This window comes from Tenacibaculum aquaeponti (assembly GCF_057221555.1).
The window spans coordinates 124,920-139,250 of the sequence record NZ_CM170147.1 but is presented as its reverse complement, the minus strand read 5'-3'; the positions used below and the strand labels follow the sequence as shown (position 1 = coordinate 139,250).

Here is a 14,331-nt window from a genome sequence, read left to right as displayed (position 1 = left end):
ACTATAGCTTTTCTAAACCATTTAAACAGATATAAAGATCTTTATTCATTTTATCTCTCAATAAAACTCTGTTTATTTCTACTCCTTCCTGAGAATATCCTCTTTCGTGATGTAAATGATAAACTATAGCTTTATTTTTCATGGATTTACTTCCAATTCCTATTCGTTTTAATCTCCATTCAATATCTGTATCTTCACCAACTGCAGCACGAACGTAATCTTCATCAAATCCATTAATTTCGATCAAATGCTTTTTCTGAATTCCCCAATTGCAACCTAATAAACCTTTGTCTTTCATTGTTACAATTAAACTTTTATTTTTCAAGTAAATACCTTCTTTCTTTTTATCGGAATCAGAAAGTAAAATAGATATCGTATTTAGAGGTTTAATTGTTTTATTTGAAGTGACTTTATTTGTTATTTTTTCTCCTAACATTACTCTTCTTCCTTTTAACATTACTCCTTCTTCAACATTATTTATATACGTTTTTACAAAATGTTTATGAGGAATACAATCACCATCAATAAAAACTAGAGTTTCTCCATTAGAAGCTCTGATAGATTTATTTAACATCATCGTTTTTCTAAACCCATCATCTTTTTCTTGATTTACATGTAAAATTTGAAAATTATATTGATTTCTAAAAGATTTCAAAAAATCTATAGTTTCCTGATTGTTATCATCTTCAGAAACAATTGCTTCAAATTCTTTTGAGCTTTGATGATTTAATGCTTCTAGAATTAACTTTAAATTATCTAGTGCTTTGTAATATGAAATTATGATTGATATTTTAATCACTATGGATGTTTTTTTATTCCTAAAAATCGTTTGATTTTATACTTAATTAATTTTGTTAAATAGTTTTTTCTTGCTGATGCTAAAAAATAAAAATATGAATTTCCTCTTCTTATATCTCCATCAATTATTTTATGAATAAAGTTATTTTTCCAAGCAACATAATTAAAACTTAATTGATCTCTTTTACTTTGAGTTGAAACTATCTTCCACCAATCTTCCATTACTTTAATTACTTCGACATCATTGTGTTTTCTAATTAAAACACCTCCTTTAATTAATCCGTTTTCTTTTGGATAATTATCTAACTCAAATCCAGCTATCTGATCAGACATAACTTTGGGGTTATCTTTTGCTTGTCCTGTCTGTTTCATTAATTCTAAAATAGCTTCATATTCTTTGTATATACAATCTCTTGAATCATCAGATTGAGCATGGTCAAAGGTAGCCATTTTAAAACCGTTGAGAGATTTTAAAAGTTCATAAATATCTCCTACAATTAAAAAATTGCTATCTATATAAATACTAATTTCATAATTGCTGAAATACAAATGTGGTAATAATTTAGGATGCCTATTTCTTAAAACATTATTATCTCCTTCAAACTTTGCTTCTATTGGTTTCCATGGAGCAACAACCTTTTTTATATCATCTGTGAAACAAAAAAAATCTACTCCTTTTATTTTTTTTTGTGGAATGAAACCATAGTTTTCTCCGAAAGCTGCTGTATATATAACTATTTTATTCATGCATAAAAAAAGACCAAATATAAAACTATATTTGATCTTAAGAATTAAAGTTATTTGTTTAAAATATTAAACAGCTACATCATACTCTCTTAATGCATCGTTTAATGATGTTTTCTTATTTGTACTTTCTTTACGTTTACCTATAATTAATGCACAAGGTACATTGTATTCTCCAGCAGCAAATTTCTTAGTATAACTTCCTGGAATAACTACAGAACGAGCAGGAACTCTTCCTTTCATTTCAACAGGCTCATCTCCTGTTACATCAATAATTTTTGTTGAAGCTGTTAATACTACATTAGCACCTAAAACCGCTTCTCTTTCCACTCTTACACCTTCTACAACAATACAACGAGAACCTATAAATGCATTATCTTCTATAATTACTGGAGCAGCTTGTAATGGTTCTAATACACCACCGATTCCTACTCCACCAGATAAATGAACATTTTTTCCAATTTGTGCACAAGATCCTACAGTTGCCCAAGTATCTACCATAGTTCCTTCATCTACATAAGCTCCGATATTTACATAACTTGGCATTAAAATAGTACCAGAAGAAATATAAGCTCCATGACGTGCTACAGCATTTGGTACTACACGAATTCCTTTCTCTTGATAGTTTCTCTTTAATGGAATTTTATCGTGATATTCAAAAATACCAGCTTCTAAAGTTTCCATTTTTTGAATTGGGAAATATAATACTACAGCCTTTTTTACCCACTCATTTACTTGCCAACCATCATCAGTAGGCTCAGCTACACGAAGCTCTCCTGCATCTAATAAATCAACAACTTTTCTTATTGCTGTTACAGTTTCCTCATTTTTCAATAATTCCCTGTTATCCCATGCGTTTTCTATAATAGAACGAATTTCAGTCATCTTGGTTAAATATTTTTTACAAATATAAGTCTCCCTAGAAAGAATTGGTAGTAAAACACATTTTTTAAACAGAAAATAATTCCTTGTTTAAAATGACTATTTTTGCTCAAAATAAAAAGTAAAACTTGGCAAGAATATTAGCAATAGATTACGGATTAAAGCGAACTGGAATAGCTGTTACTGATGAATTACAGATTATTGCCTCTGGGTTAACAACTGTAGAAACAGATACTTTAATTGAGTTTCTTAAAGATTATATTAATAAAGAAACTGTTGAACGTTTTATTATTGGAAAACCCAAACAAATGGATAATTCTGATAGTGAAAGTGAACAATTAATTAGTTCATTTATAGAAAAACTTAAAAAAGAAATTCCGTCTATTCCTTTTGAAAGAGTTGATGAACGCTTCACTTCTAAAATGGCTTTTCAAACAATGATTGATAGTGGTTTAAAAAAGAAACAACGAAGAAATAAAGCTCTAGTAGATGAAATTAGCGCTACAATTATTCTACAATCATATTTATACAACAAATAATTTTAAGTAAACAAGCTTATTTGTACTTTTGCTTGCATTAAAAAATTTACCATAGTATATGATACTACCAATAGTTGCTTACGGAGACCCAGTGCTTAGAAAAGTTGGGAAAGAAATTGATAAAGATTATCCTAATCTTTCTGAGCTAATTAGCAATATGAAAGAAACTATGTACAATGCTTCTGGAGTTGGTTTAGCTGCTCCACAAATCGGAAAAGATATACGTTTATTTCTTATCGACGCTTCTCCTTTTGCTGAAGATGATGGTTTACCTGAAGAAGAGAAAAAAGTTTTAGAATCATTTAATAAAGTATTTATTAATGCTAAAATTATTAAAGAAGAAGGAGAAGAATGGATTTTTAATGAAGGATGTTTAAGCATTCCTGATGTTAGAGAAGATGTTTGGAGAAAGCCTGTAATCACTGTTGAATATCAAGATGAAAATTTTGAAAAGCATACAGAAACTTATTCAGGATTAGCTGCACGTGTTTTTCAACATGAGTATGATCACATTGAAGGTGTTTTATTTACTGATAAATTATCTTCACTAAAGAAAAGATTAATTAAGAAAAAATTAGAAAATATTTCAAAAGGGAAAGTAAATTCTGGTTATAGAATGCGTTTTCTTAACTTAAAAAAATAATTTTATTATATGGAATTTAGTAAAATAATAGCTGTATCAGGAAAGCCTGGTTTATATGAAATTTTATCGCAAACTAAAGCGGGAGTAATTGTAAAATCATTACTAGATGGTAAAAGGATGCCTATTACTGCAACTCACAATGTTAGTTTGTTAGAAAATATCGCAATCTTTACATACGAAGAGGATATTCCATTAGCTGAAGTTTTTAAAAACATTGCTAATAAAGAAGATAATAAAGAAGCCATTTCGCACAAAGAAAGTGCTAATAAATTAACTTCTTATTTTTCTGAAGTTTTACCAGGTTACGATGAGGAAAGAGTATATACTTCTAACATTAAGAAAGTATTACAATGGTATAACATTTTAGTAAAAGCAGAATTTGATTTTACTTCTTTAAACGAAGAAGTTGTAAATTCAGAGGAAGAAGAATAAAATATGAATACTCGTAAACAACAATTAGAAGCTTTTAATCGTCTTTTAGACATCATGGATGATCTTCGTGAAAAATGTCCGTGGGATAAAAAACAAACATTAGAAAGTTTACGACATTTAACAATTGAAGAAGTTTACGAATTAGGTGATGCTATTTTAGATAATGATTTAGTAGAACTTAAAAAAGAATTAGGCGATGTGCTTTTGCACATCGTTTTTTATGCAAAAATCGGAAGTGAAAAAAAAGCTTTTGATATTGCGGATATTGCCAATGCAATATCAGATAAACTTATAGATCGTCACCCACACATTTATGGCGATGTTTCTGTTGAAAACGAAGAACAAGTTAAACAAAATTGGGAAAAACTTAAACTTAAAGAGGGAAAGAAATCTGTTTTAGAAGGAGTTCCTAAAAGTTTACCTGCTTTGGTAAAAGCTAATCGTATTCAAGATAAAGTAGCTGGAGTTGGTTTCGACTGGGAAGAACCGCATCAAGTTTGGGAAAAAGTTCAAGAAGAATTGAATGAACTCAATGAAGAAATTGAAAATGGAAATCAAGAAAACATAGAAAAAGAATTTGGAGATGTTTTATTTTCTATGATCAATTATGCGCGATTTATAAAGGTTAATCCAGAAAATGCTTTAGAAAAGACAAATAAAAAGTTTATCAATCGATTCCAATACCTAGAAGAACAAGCTAAATTAGCTGGTAAAGATTTATCTAATATGTCTTTAACTGAAATGGATATTTTTTGGAATGAAGCTAAGAAATTATATAAATAACAATTAATGAATGTACTTTTTGTAGTTGGTGGTGGTAATTTGAATGCACAAATTGCTCAAATAGCTTTGTATTTAGGCTTAAAAGAACAAGGAGTAAATATATATTTAATTGGTAATTTATCTGATGAAGTAATCAATTATCTTAAAGAAAAAAAATTAGATCATTCAGATTATCAATATTTACATCCAAAAGAGAAAATTGATAAAGAATATCAAAAAAATTTCACTGAGCTTTTAACTTCTAAAAAGATAAATGTTGTACATTTTATCAGTGGTAAAGCTAGTCGTAGCGGATTAGGCGTTTTAAAAAAGTACCCTAACATAAAAGCTGTTATTTATTACGGATCTGCAAGTTTACATTGGCATGATCCTAGCGCTTATTTAACTTACTTACATCCAAGAATTGATGCAATTATTGGAAATAGTAATTTCGTTTACAACCATGTAAAAAAACAATTATTTGGTAAACGTAAACAAAAAGCTGTACGCATATTTAAAGGTTATAGTACAGATTGGTTTGATAATGCTACTCCATTTGATTATACTTCTATAGGAATTCCTAAAGATGCTATAATTGTTTGTTCTATAGGTAATCACAGAAAAGTAAAAGGAACAAAATATTTTTTACAAGCATCTAATTATTTAACTTCTGAAAAAGAAATTCATTTTATATTAATTGGTGATAAAACTGATGCTCCTCACCTGTCTAAATTAAAAGAGGAAAGTAAAATAAAAAATCGTATTCATGTTTTAGGAAAGCGTGATGACGTTCCGTCATTATTAGCGGGTTGTGATATGTATGTACAATCTTCTTTAAGTGAAGGATTTGGTAGAGCAATAAGCGAGGCAATGAGTATTGGAAAACCAATTATAATGACAAATGCTGGAGGTTGCACCGAATTAATTGATGAAAATTCTGGAATTGTTGTGCCTTTAAAAAATTATAAAGGTATTGGTAAAGCTATTTCTGATTTAGCTAACAACAATGAAAAAAGAATTCAAATGGGTAAAAATGCTAAAGCTAGAATTCAAAATGTATATAGTATAGAACGAACAGTTCGAGAAACTTTAGCCCTTTATAAAAAATTATTAAATGAGTAATATATTAATTGTAACTGGAGGTAGTAAAGGAATTGGTAAAGCTCTTGTTGAAAAATATCTACAAGAAAATTATATAGTTTTTTCATTATCACGGTCAATTATAGACATTCAAAATGTTACTCAAATTTCTGTTGACTTATTAAATATTAAAGAAGCTAAGAATGCTTTTGAAATGCTTTTAGATGAAGTTAAAAAAACAGCAATTACTTCGATAACTTTAGTAAATAATGCAGGTAGACTTGGTGAAATAGCGAATTTAGAAGCTATTAATTATCAAGATATTCATCAATCTATATTTTTAAACACAACAATACCTCTTATTTTTTCTAGCTTGTTTATTAATAAATTGTCTGAACTTAATTGTAAGAAACAGATTATTAATATTTCTTCAGGCGCAGCACAAAAACCTTATGAAGGCTGGAGTGTTTATTGCAGTTCTAAAGCTGCACTGGATATGATAACCGCTACGATATCTAAAGAGCAAGAAAATGTAGAAAATGGTGTAAAAGCCTTTGGAATCCGTCCCGGTGTAGTCGACACAAATATGCAATCTCAAATTAGAACTACAGAAGTTTCTAACTTTAAAAACGTACAACGTTTTATAGATTTAAAAAATAATAACGAACTTTATTCTCCTCAATTTGTAGCTGAACGCATTTATAACTTAGATAGTAGCAATAAGCTCACAAATGGACAAACAATTGACTTAAGAGAAGTCTAAAATTAATTGACTTATGGCTTTAACAGAATCTAATGAATTTCAAATTGGTGCTTTCGCTCCAGATTTTAATTTAATAAACACAATAGATCATACAACAATTCAATTATCTGAAAATAAAGGAGAAAATGGAACTGCTATATTTTTCATTTGCAACCACTGTCCTTTTGTAATTCACATCAATGAAGAATTAGTTAGAATTGCTAATGATTATAAAACTAAAGGGATTAATTGTATTGCTATTAGTAGTAATGATGTTGTAAATTATCCTCAGGATGGTCCGGTTTTAATGAAAGAAAATGCAGAAAAACTTCAATACCCTTTTCCTTATTTATATGACGAAACACAAGATGTTGCTAAAGCCTATAATGCTGCTTGTACTCCTGATTTATATCTTTTTGATGGTGATTTAAAATGTGTATATCATGGACAATTAGATAATTCAAGACCTGGTAATAATATTCCTGTTTCTGGTAAAGATTTCAGAAACGCTATTGATGCTTTAATAGAACACAATACCATTCTTGAAAATCAAAAACCAAGTATTGGTTGTAATATTAAATGGAAGTAAGTTTTTTACTTATTTTTTATTAACTTTCATTGTCTAAAAAACCAACTATGATAATGAAAAATATATGCTATGCTTTCTGCATGTTATTTGTTGTTTATTCTGGAATTTCACAACAAAATGACATCAACAAAAACAACAGTACTTCACAAAAGAGACTTATAGTAAAATTTAAAAATTCAGGAGTTAAAAGTAAAAGTCAAGTTTTCTCTAAACTTAACAAAACACTTAACGTTACTAGAATTGAATCAATACATAACCTAAATGAAACCTTTTTATTAAAATTAAATAGTAATAAAAATTACAATAAAATAATTTCAGAATATCAAAATACAGGACTCTTCGAATATGTAGAAATAGACCCGATAGGAGAAGGACATGGCAAAGCTATTTTAGCTCCTAACGAACCTTTATTTAATCGTCAATGGAGCTTAGTTAATGATGGAAGCTTTTCTTTATCTCCATCTATTCCTGATGCTGATATTGATATGGATTTAGCTTGGGAAATTACCACAGGAGATTCAAACATTATTGTAGCTATATTAGATAGTGGCATAAAAACAGATCATCCAGAATTTTTAAATAGATTTTGGATTAACGAAGACGAGATTCCTGGAGATTTTATCGATAATGACAATAATGGCTATGTTGATGATCATAAAATTGGTTGGGATTTTGTAGAAAACAATAATAGTCCAAACGACCATCATGGACACGGAACTAACGTTGCTGGTATTGCTGTTGCAACGGGAAATAATAATATTGGGTATGCAGGTGTAAATTGGAATTGTAAAATTATGGCTTGTCGTGTTTTAGATAGAGAAAACTTAGGCTTTTATTCTAATTGGGCTAAAGCTATAATTTATTCAGTAAATAATGGTGCACATGTCATTAATTTATCTGCAGGAGGCATTGAACCTTCTAATGTTTTAAAAGAAGCTATAGATTATGCTTATAGTAAAAATGTTCCTGTTATAGTTTCTGCAGGAAATAAAAATACTTCTGTTGAATATCCAGCTAGATACGAAAAAGCTATAGCCGTAGGAGCAACAAATTCTAGTGATAGAATTGCTCGTCCATTTTCATGGAGCAGTACTAGTGGAAGTAATTACGGTCCTCAAATCGATTTTGTAGCTCCAGGTAATTATATTTATGGTTTAAATAATGCTTCAGATACTAACTACAATTATTATTGGAGTGGTACTTCTCAGGCAGCTCCACATGTAGCTGGTTTAATATCACTTATGTTATCTCTAAATAAAGATTTAACTATAGATGAGATAAATACAGTTTTAAGAAATACTTCTGAAGATAAAGTTGGAGGAAATTCAGATTTACCTGGTAAAGATGATTTCTTTGGTTATGGTAGAATTAATGCATACGAAGCATTAAAAAGTAACATGGTATTAAGTACAGAAGGTATGAATGAAATTATTAAAAATGACTTTGTAATATATCCTAATCCCTATAAAAGTGGTGATGATTTATTTATTAATAATAAACTAAATAACAAGTTCAATGCTAAAGTTTATAATACGCTCGGACAAATGGTTTTTGAAATAAACACTAATAAAGCAACTGAACCTTACAAAATATCAGGTTTAGAAAGTGGAACATATTTTGTAAAAATATCCAATATAGAAAACCACTCAAAAATCATCATCAATAAAAAACTCATAATCAAGTAGAAAGGCTATAAATTAATATTAGCACTCTTAAAAATTTAAATTTCTTTAACTTATTAACTTTACTTTTATGAAATACTCTTAAGTTTCGTTGAAAAGAAAAAATCTGTAGATGAACGAAGGGAGAAAAAGCTATCTTTTTCTTTAAATTGAATACATAACTTTTTAATCCCCAATCTTATGCGTAAATATTTACTATTACTTACTACACTTTTTATTTTTCAATTTTCATCTGATGCGCAACTTAAAGCATCAAAACTAATAGACAATGCGTTAATCAAAGCTAAAGAAGAAAATAAATATGTATTTGTAAATTATAGAGTAGAATCTTGTGAGTTAAGTAAAAAACTTAAACATCAAATGACAAACGAAACTTGTAAACCTTTGTACAATACTAGTTATATTGTTGTAGATATTGTGTTACCAGAAGAAAAAGCTAAGACTTATTTTGGTTCAAGAAACGACATTACTACAACTAATTCAAAAGTAAAAGGCTTTCCGTTTTGGTACATATTAGATAATAATGGAAACTTTATTGAAATGTCTTATGATGCAAATGGTAATAATATCGGATATCCAACTACGAATAAAAAAGTAGATGAGTTTATTAAAATAGTAGGTAAAACTTCTAAACTCACAAAAAGTAAACTTAATATTCTAGCTAATACTTTACATGAACAAAATAACGAGCAGTTACTTTCAGGAAAGTAAATTCTGTACTTTTTAAAATAAAAAAACTCCCTAATAATTAGGGAGTTTTTTTCATTTTAGTTTATTTTTTTTGCGTTTTTAACTTTCTGCTTTGTCAACGCTATATCAATTACTTCACTCATTTCTGTCACATAATGAAACTTTAGCCCTTTCAAATAACTCTGATTAATCTCATTAACATCTTTTTTATTATCCGCACAAAGAATGATCTCTTTAATATTAGCTCTTTTAGCAGCTAATATTTTCTCTTTAATTCCTCCAACAGGGAGTACTTTACCTCTCAAAGTAATTTCACCAGTCATAGCTACTTTATTTTTTACTTTTCGTTGTGTAAATACAGAAACTAAAGAAGTTAACATGGTAATACCTGCACTTGGTCCATCTTTAGGAGTTGCTCCTTCAGGAACATGAATATGCACATCATATTTATCTAAAACTTCAGGTTTAATTCCAAAATCTTCAGCATTAGACTTAATATATTTCATTGCTATTGTAGAAGATTCTTTCATTACTGTTCCTAAATTTCCAGTAATTGATAAAGCTCCTTTACCTTTAGATAAAATAGATTCAATAAATAAAATATCTCCTCCAACGCTAGTCCAGGCTAATCCAGTTACAACACCAGCTGTGTCATTATTTTCATATTTATCTCTTTCTAATCGAGCCGGACCTAAAATAGTTTCAATATCTTCAGAAGTTAAAGCAATATTATACTCTTCTTCCATAGCAATAGATTTAGCTGCATAACGTACAACTTTTGCTACTTGTTTTTCTAAACCACGAACACCAGATTCTCTTGTATAACCTTCAACAATTTTTTCAATTTGAGCTTTTCCTAGTTTTAAATGTTCATCATTTAATCCATGTTCTTTTAATTGCTTAGGCAGCAAGTATTTTTTGGCGATTTCTATCTTTTCTTCAATTGTATAACCAGTAACATTAATAATTTCCATACGATCTCTTAAAGCCCATGGAATTTGATTAATATTATTTGCAGTCGCTATAAAAAGTACTTTCGATAAATCGTAACCTACTTCTAAATAATTATCATAGAACTCTGTGTTTTGTTCAGGATCTAAAACTTCTAACATTGCAGAAGAAGGATCACCTTGATGACTCTGACCTAATTTATCAATTTCATCTAATACAAATACAGGATTAGAAGTCCCAGCCTTTTTTAAGTTTTGAATTAAACGTCCTGGCATCGCTCCAATATAAGTTTTACGATGTCCTCTTATTTCGGCTTCATCACGTAAACCTCCTAAAGACATACGAATATATTTACGTCCTAAAGCTTCGGCAACTGATTTACCTAAAGACGTTTTACCAACACCTGGAGGTCCGTATAAACAAATAATTGGAGATTTCATATCTCCTCTTAACTTTAAAACTGCTAGATGCTCAATAATACGCTCTTTAACCTTTTCTAGTCCGAAATGATCACGATCTAAAATCTTTTGCGCTTTTTTAAGATCAAATTTATCCTCTGAATATATTCCCCAAGGTAACTCTAATAATAACTCTAAATAGTTACGCTGAACACCATATTCTGCCATTTGAGGGTTCATTCTACGAAGTCTGTTTAATTCTTTATCGAACGTCTCCCCTACTTCTTTAGACCACTTTTTATCCTTCGCCTTGGCTTTCATTTCCTCTAACTCTTGGTCATGAGAAACGCCACCTAATTCTTCTTGAATTGTTTTTAACTGCTGATGTAAGTAATACTCACGCTGTTGTTTATCTAAATCAGATCTTGTTTTAGATTGAATATCGTTACGCAATTGTAACTTTTGCAATTCTTTATCTAAATTCTTTAGAGTTAAAAGTGCTCTTTCTTTTAAATTATCCTTCTCTAAAAGAACTTGTTTCTGTCCAACACTTAAATCCATATTTGATGAAATAAAATTCACTAAAAATGAATTCGATTGAATATTTTTAATTGCAAAAGAAGCCTCAGAAGGTAACATCGGATTTTCTTTAATTACTTCTAAAGACAATTCTTTAATAGAATCGATAATAGCATCAAATTCTTTTTTATCATCGATATCTCTTTCTTCAATTGCTTCTGTAACCTTAGCTTTCATATAAGGTTCTTGCTGAATCATTTCAGTAATTTCAAATCGCTTTTTACCTTGTATAATAACTGTTGTGTTACCATCAGGCATTTTTAATACTCTTAAAATTTGAGCGACGACACCTGTGTGGTAAATATCTTCATAAGTAGGATCTTCAACTTCACTATTACGTTGTGCAACAACTCCTAAAGTTTTATCTCCTTTATTAGCATCTTTTATTAACTGAATTGATTTATCTCTTCCGGCAGTAATAGGAATTACAACTCCAGGAAATAAAACAGTATTTCTTAAAGGTAAAATAGGTAACTCGTTTGGAATTTCCTCATTATTAATTATTTCTTCATCTTCTGGAGTTAATAAAGGAATTAACTCTGAATCTTCATTCAACATATCTTGCAAAGACAAATTGTCTAAATGTATTATTTTTGATTTACTCATAGTATGAATATCTGTCAATATGACATTGATTGCGTTATTTTTTTATCTACTGAGCTAGAAGAAAAACATCAACAAGCTATTTATCAGTAACATAAATTAAAAATATTAAATATTTTCAATTATAGATGTCAATAGTTATGCCATTTAAATATTAATTTAACGTAACAAAAAAATAAAATGATCGTCATATTTGTTGAGGTGATTAAACAATAAAAAATGAAAACCAAACTTTTAATATTAACTACTTTATTACTTTTAAGTTGTGCATCTAAAACAAACAATGATCAGTTTATTTCTAAAACTAAAGGAAGATACTTTTTTAATGCAGATGAAATAATAGAAGTATACTTTAAAAATAAAGAATTATTCTTAAAATGGAGAAACTCAGACTTAAAACCTTTAAAAATAAATGATAGTACTTTTTATGCAAGAGAACTAAATGAAAAATTAATTTTTGATACAACAGAGTCTAAAATTATTTTAGCTAAAAAAAGAGAACATAAAGGTGAAGAATTAATATTCACTAAATTGAAAGAAGGAGAGAAAACACCTACTGAATACTTAAAGGAAAATAATTTTGAAATGGCTTTAAAAGGTTTTCTTTTAATTAAAGAAAAAGACAGTTTAAATCCAGTTATTAGACAGAGAACTATAAATCAAAAAGGATATGCTTTTCTTAAAAATGATGAAATAGAAAAAGCAATTTCTACATTTAAAATTAATATTGAACTATATCCTAAAAGTTCTACATGTTATTATAGTTTAGGAGATGCGTTTCTTGAAAAACAAGATACAGCTAAAGCAATTACATATTATAATAAAGCTTTAAGTATAAATCCTGAAAATAGAAGAGCAAAAAAAAGTTTAAAAAGACTTAAAAAAGAATAGTTTTGGAAACATTAAGATACCCTATTGGAAAACCTAATTTACCTAAAAAAATTACTCAAGCAGAAATTGATAATTGGATTACGACACTAGCTGCTTTTCCAGAAAAACTGGAACACTTAGTTATGCCTTTAACTGCAGAACAACTAGATACTCCTTACAGAAAAAATGGTTGGACTATACGACAAGTTATACATCATTGTGCTGATAGTCATCATAATTCATATACTCGATTTAAGTGGACTTTAACCGAAAACACTCCAGTAATTAAAGCTTATTATGAAGATCGCTGGGCTAATCTAGATGACACAAAACATGGACCAATAGAGTTATCAATTAATAGTTTAAAAGCTTTATATGCCAAATGGGTTTATTTTTTAAAAACATTATCTAACGATGATTTAGATCAATATTTTATTCATCCTGAAGGAAATGAAAAAGTCTCTTTGAGAGAAAATATTGGTATTTATGCTTGTCATTGTGATCATCATTATGCTCATATAGAACAGCTTTTGATTAGAAAAAGATGGAAATGATAAATTATCTAACAGTATCACATTCAAAATTTTCAATATTATAACCTTTAAATTTAACCGTATAGCCCTCTTTATTGTTAAGAAAATATTGAGTTTTCTTTATTCTATCAAATATAACTTGTTTTGTTTTTTCACTTATCAAACCTGATACAAATGGAGTAACAATAGTATCCTTTTTTATATCTAAAATGATTTTGAATAAATCACTTTCAACAATCGATTCATACCCATATTCATCAGGAACTACAGATAATTCATTACAATTATAATAGTCTTGATAAATTTTTTTTAAAGTAAGATCTCCAACTTCTTTTATTGTATCTTTTGTAACCTTATAGATTTTGTTTAATTTCATTTTAAATCTATAACCCGTTATTTTTAATTCTACATCACCTCTTATAGTTAAAGAATTTAAAAAGTTAACCTTATCTATATCATATGTAACATTTAACGAATCGTTTTTATTATCAAATCCTTTTAAATAAAGTTGCCCATAATTAATTTCTGGAAATTTCAAATACTGTATACTCGTGCCATTTATTTTTGAATAAAGTTCAGGATTTCTTTTTTTTATAAACCCCTTGAATTCTTTTAAGTTTTCAGGAGGTCTTACATTTGTTATATCATATATTCTAAGATATTTTTTTAATGAAGATTCATTTATTATCTTATATTCTTTCTTGACTTTAGAAAAACTATAAAAATTATAAAGCAGTAAAATTACAAGTAGTAAAATTGAAAAGAGTAAAAATTTAACTGTTTTTTTTCTTAGTAATTTATTCATTCTCATAAA

At 28.4% G+C, this 14,331-nt stretch carries 16 protein-coding genes; 11 read left to right on the top strand and 5 right to left on the bottom strand.

The window, feature by feature from the left end:
- Position 1: 1 nt before the first annotated feature.
- The 3 genes from AC2TEO_RS00680 to AC2TEO_RS00670 all read right to left on the bottom strand — a co-directional run bounded on the left by AC2TEO_RS00680 (position 2) and on the right by AC2TEO_RS00670 (position 2,427).
- On the bottom strand, positions 2–799 hold the full coding sequence (locus AC2TEO_RS00680) for a glycosyltransferase (RefSeq protein WP_442266262.1): 798 nt from the start codon (positions 797–799) through the stop codon (positions 2–4).
- A complete protein-coding gene (locus tag AC2TEO_RS00675; RefSeq protein WP_442266261.1) occupies positions 799–1,545 on the bottom strand; it encodes a glycosyltransferase domain-containing protein in 747 nt (248 codons plus the stop codon). Before AC2TEO_RS00675 ends, AC2TEO_RS00680 begins: the two co-directional genes overlap by 1 nt.
- A 66-nt stretch (positions 1,546–1,611) precedes the next feature.
- Positions 1,612–2,427, bottom strand: coding sequence for a 2,3,4,5-tetrahydropyridine-2,6-dicarboxylate N-succinyltransferase (locus AC2TEO_RS00670; protein ID WP_442266260.1), 816 nt, complete (start codon positions 2,425–2,427; stop codon positions 1,612–1,614).
- Between the two features lie 125 nt (positions 2,428–2,552).
- On the opposite strand from AC2TEO_RS00670, the gene ruvX reads away from it, so the two are divergent.
- From ruvX to AC2TEO_RS00625, 9 genes are all read left to right on the top strand, one after another.
- Positions 2,553–2,963 (top strand): Holliday junction resolvase RuvX, encoded by a 411-nt coding sequence (gene ruvX / locus AC2TEO_RS00665; RefSeq protein ID WP_442266259.1) that lies wholly within the window; start codon positions 2,553–2,555, stop codon positions 2,961–2,963.
- A 58-nt stretch (positions 2,964–3,021) separates the two neighbouring features.
- On the top strand, positions 3,022–3,606 hold the full coding sequence (def, locus tag AC2TEO_RS00660; RefSeq protein WP_442266258.1) for a peptide deformylase: 585 nt from the start codon (positions 3,022–3,024) through the stop codon (positions 3,604–3,606).
- 9 nt (positions 3,607–3,615) lie between these two features.
- A complete protein-coding gene (locus tag AC2TEO_RS00655; RefSeq protein ID WP_442266257.1) occupies positions 3,616–4,038 on the top strand; it encodes a DUF5606 family protein in 423 nt (140 codons plus the stop codon).
- Between the two features lie 3 nt (positions 4,039–4,041).
- A complete protein-coding gene (gene mazG, locus AC2TEO_RS00650; RefSeq protein ID WP_442266256.1) occupies positions 4,042–4,821 on the top strand; it encodes a nucleoside triphosphate pyrophosphohydrolase in 780 nt (259 codons plus the stop codon).
- Positions 4,822–4,827: 6 nt separating this feature from the next.
- Complete coding sequence (locus AC2TEO_RS00645; protein WP_442266255.1) at positions 4,828–5,922, top strand: glycosyltransferase family 4 protein; 1,095 nt, start codon at positions 4,828–4,830, stop codon at positions 5,920–5,922.
- Entirely contained in the window at positions 5,915–6,643 is a 729-nt protein-coding gene (locus AC2TEO_RS00640; RefSeq protein WP_442266254.1) for an SDR family NAD(P)-dependent oxidoreductase, read from the top strand. The genes AC2TEO_RS00645 and AC2TEO_RS00640 overlap by 8 nt, the downstream gene beginning before the upstream one ends.
- A gap of 13 nt (positions 6,644–6,656) precedes the next feature.
- Positions 6,657–7,211: a thioredoxin family protein gene (locus tag AC2TEO_RS00635; protein ID WP_442266253.1), complete on the top strand. Its 555-nt coding sequence runs from the start codon at positions 6,657–6,659 to the stop codon at positions 7,209–7,211.
- 53 nt (positions 7,212–7,264) lie between these two features.
- Positions 7,265–8,896 (top strand): S8 family serine peptidase, encoded by a 1,632-nt coding sequence (locus tag AC2TEO_RS00630; protein WP_442266252.1) that lies wholly within the window; start codon positions 7,265–7,267, stop codon positions 8,894–8,896.
- 177 nt (positions 8,897–9,073) lie between these two features.
- Positions 9,074–9,604, top strand: coding sequence for a hypothetical protein (locus AC2TEO_RS00625; RefSeq protein WP_442266251.1), 531 nt, complete (start codon positions 9,074–9,076; stop codon positions 9,602–9,604).
- Positions 9,605–9,660: 56 nt separating this feature from the next.
- Here the strand turns inward: AC2TEO_RS00625 and lon are convergent, their stop codons facing one another.
- Positions 9,661–12,117 (bottom strand): endopeptidase La, encoded by a 2,457-nt coding sequence (gene lon, locus AC2TEO_RS00620; protein ID WP_442266250.1) that lies wholly within the window; start codon positions 12,115–12,117, stop codon positions 9,661–9,663.
- A 216-nt stretch (positions 12,118–12,333) separates the two neighbouring features.
- Here lon and AC2TEO_RS00615 point away from each other — a divergent pair, with 216 nt between their 5' ends.
- Together AC2TEO_RS00615 and AC2TEO_RS00610 are read left to right on the top strand one after the other, a co-directional pair.
- Positions 12,334–13,005 carry a tetratricopeptide repeat protein gene (locus tag AC2TEO_RS00615; RefSeq protein WP_442266249.1) on the top strand — a complete coding sequence of 224 codons (672 nt, stop codon included), beginning with the start codon at positions 12,334–12,336 and terminating at the stop codon, positions 13,003–13,005.
- Positions 13,006–13,007: 2 nt separating this feature from the next.
- Positions 13,008–13,538 carry a YfiT family bacillithiol transferase gene (locus AC2TEO_RS00610; RefSeq protein ID WP_442266248.1) on the top strand — a complete coding sequence of 177 codons (531 nt, stop codon included), beginning with the start codon at positions 13,008–13,010 and terminating at the stop codon, positions 13,536–13,538.
- Positions 13,539–13,542: 4 nt separating this feature from the next.
- On the opposite strand, the gene AC2TEO_RS00605 is transcribed toward AC2TEO_RS00610, so the two are convergent.
- On the bottom strand, positions 13,543–14,322 hold the full coding sequence (locus tag AC2TEO_RS00605; protein ID WP_442266247.1) for a hypothetical protein: 780 nt from the start codon (positions 14,320–14,322) through the stop codon (positions 13,543–13,545).
- Positions 14,323–14,331 lie beyond the last annotated feature (9 nt).

Excerpts from the sequence above, each read along its gene's own strand:
- AC2TEO_RS00675 (WP_442266261.1), bottom strand. The coding sequence starts at position 1,545 with ATGAATAAAATAGTTATATATACAGCAGCTTTCGGAGAAAACTATGGT.
- AC2TEO_RS00670 (WP_442266260.1), bottom strand. The coding sequence starts at position 2,427 with ATGACTGAAATTCGTTCTATTATAGAAAACGCATGGGATAACAGGGAA.
- def (WP_442266258.1), top strand. The coding sequence starts at position 3,022 with ATGATACTACCAATAGTTGCTTACGGAGACCCAGTGCTTAGAAAAGTT.
- AC2TEO_RS00655 (WP_442266257.1), top strand. The coding sequence starts at position 3,616 with ATGGAATTTAGTAAAATAATAGCTGTATCAGGAAAGCCTGGTTTATAT.
- mazG (WP_442266256.1), top strand. The coding sequence starts at position 4,042 with ATGAATACTCGTAAACAACAATTAGAAGCTTTTAATCGTCTTTTAGAC.
- AC2TEO_RS00645 (WP_442266255.1), top strand. The coding sequence starts at position 4,828 with ATGAATGTACTTTTTGTAGTTGGTGGTGGTAATTTGAATGCACAAATT.
- AC2TEO_RS00640 (WP_442266254.1), top strand. The coding sequence starts at position 5,915 with ATGAGTAATATATTAATTGTAACTGGAGGTAGTAAAGGAATTGGTAAA.
- AC2TEO_RS00635 (WP_442266253.1), top strand. The coding sequence starts at position 6,657 with ATGGCTTTAACAGAATCTAATGAATTTCAAATTGGTGCTTTCGCTCCA.
- AC2TEO_RS00630 (WP_442266252.1), top strand. The coding sequence starts at position 7,265 with ATGAAAAATATATGCTATGCTTTCTGCATGTTATTTGTTGTTTATTCT.
- AC2TEO_RS00625 (WP_442266251.1), top strand. The coding sequence starts at position 9,074 with ATGCGTAAATATTTACTATTACTTACTACACTTTTTATTTTTCAATTT.
- lon (WP_442266250.1), bottom strand. The coding sequence starts at position 12,117 with ATGAGTAAATCAAAAATAATACATTTAGACAATTTGTCTTTGCAAGAT.
- AC2TEO_RS00615 (WP_442266249.1), top strand. The coding sequence starts at position 12,334 with ATGAAAACCAAACTTTTAATATTAACTACTTTATTACTTTTAAGTTGT.
- AC2TEO_RS00605 (WP_442266247.1), bottom strand. The coding sequence starts at position 14,322 with ATGAATAAATTACTAAGAAAAAAAACAGTTAAATTTTTACTCTTTTCA.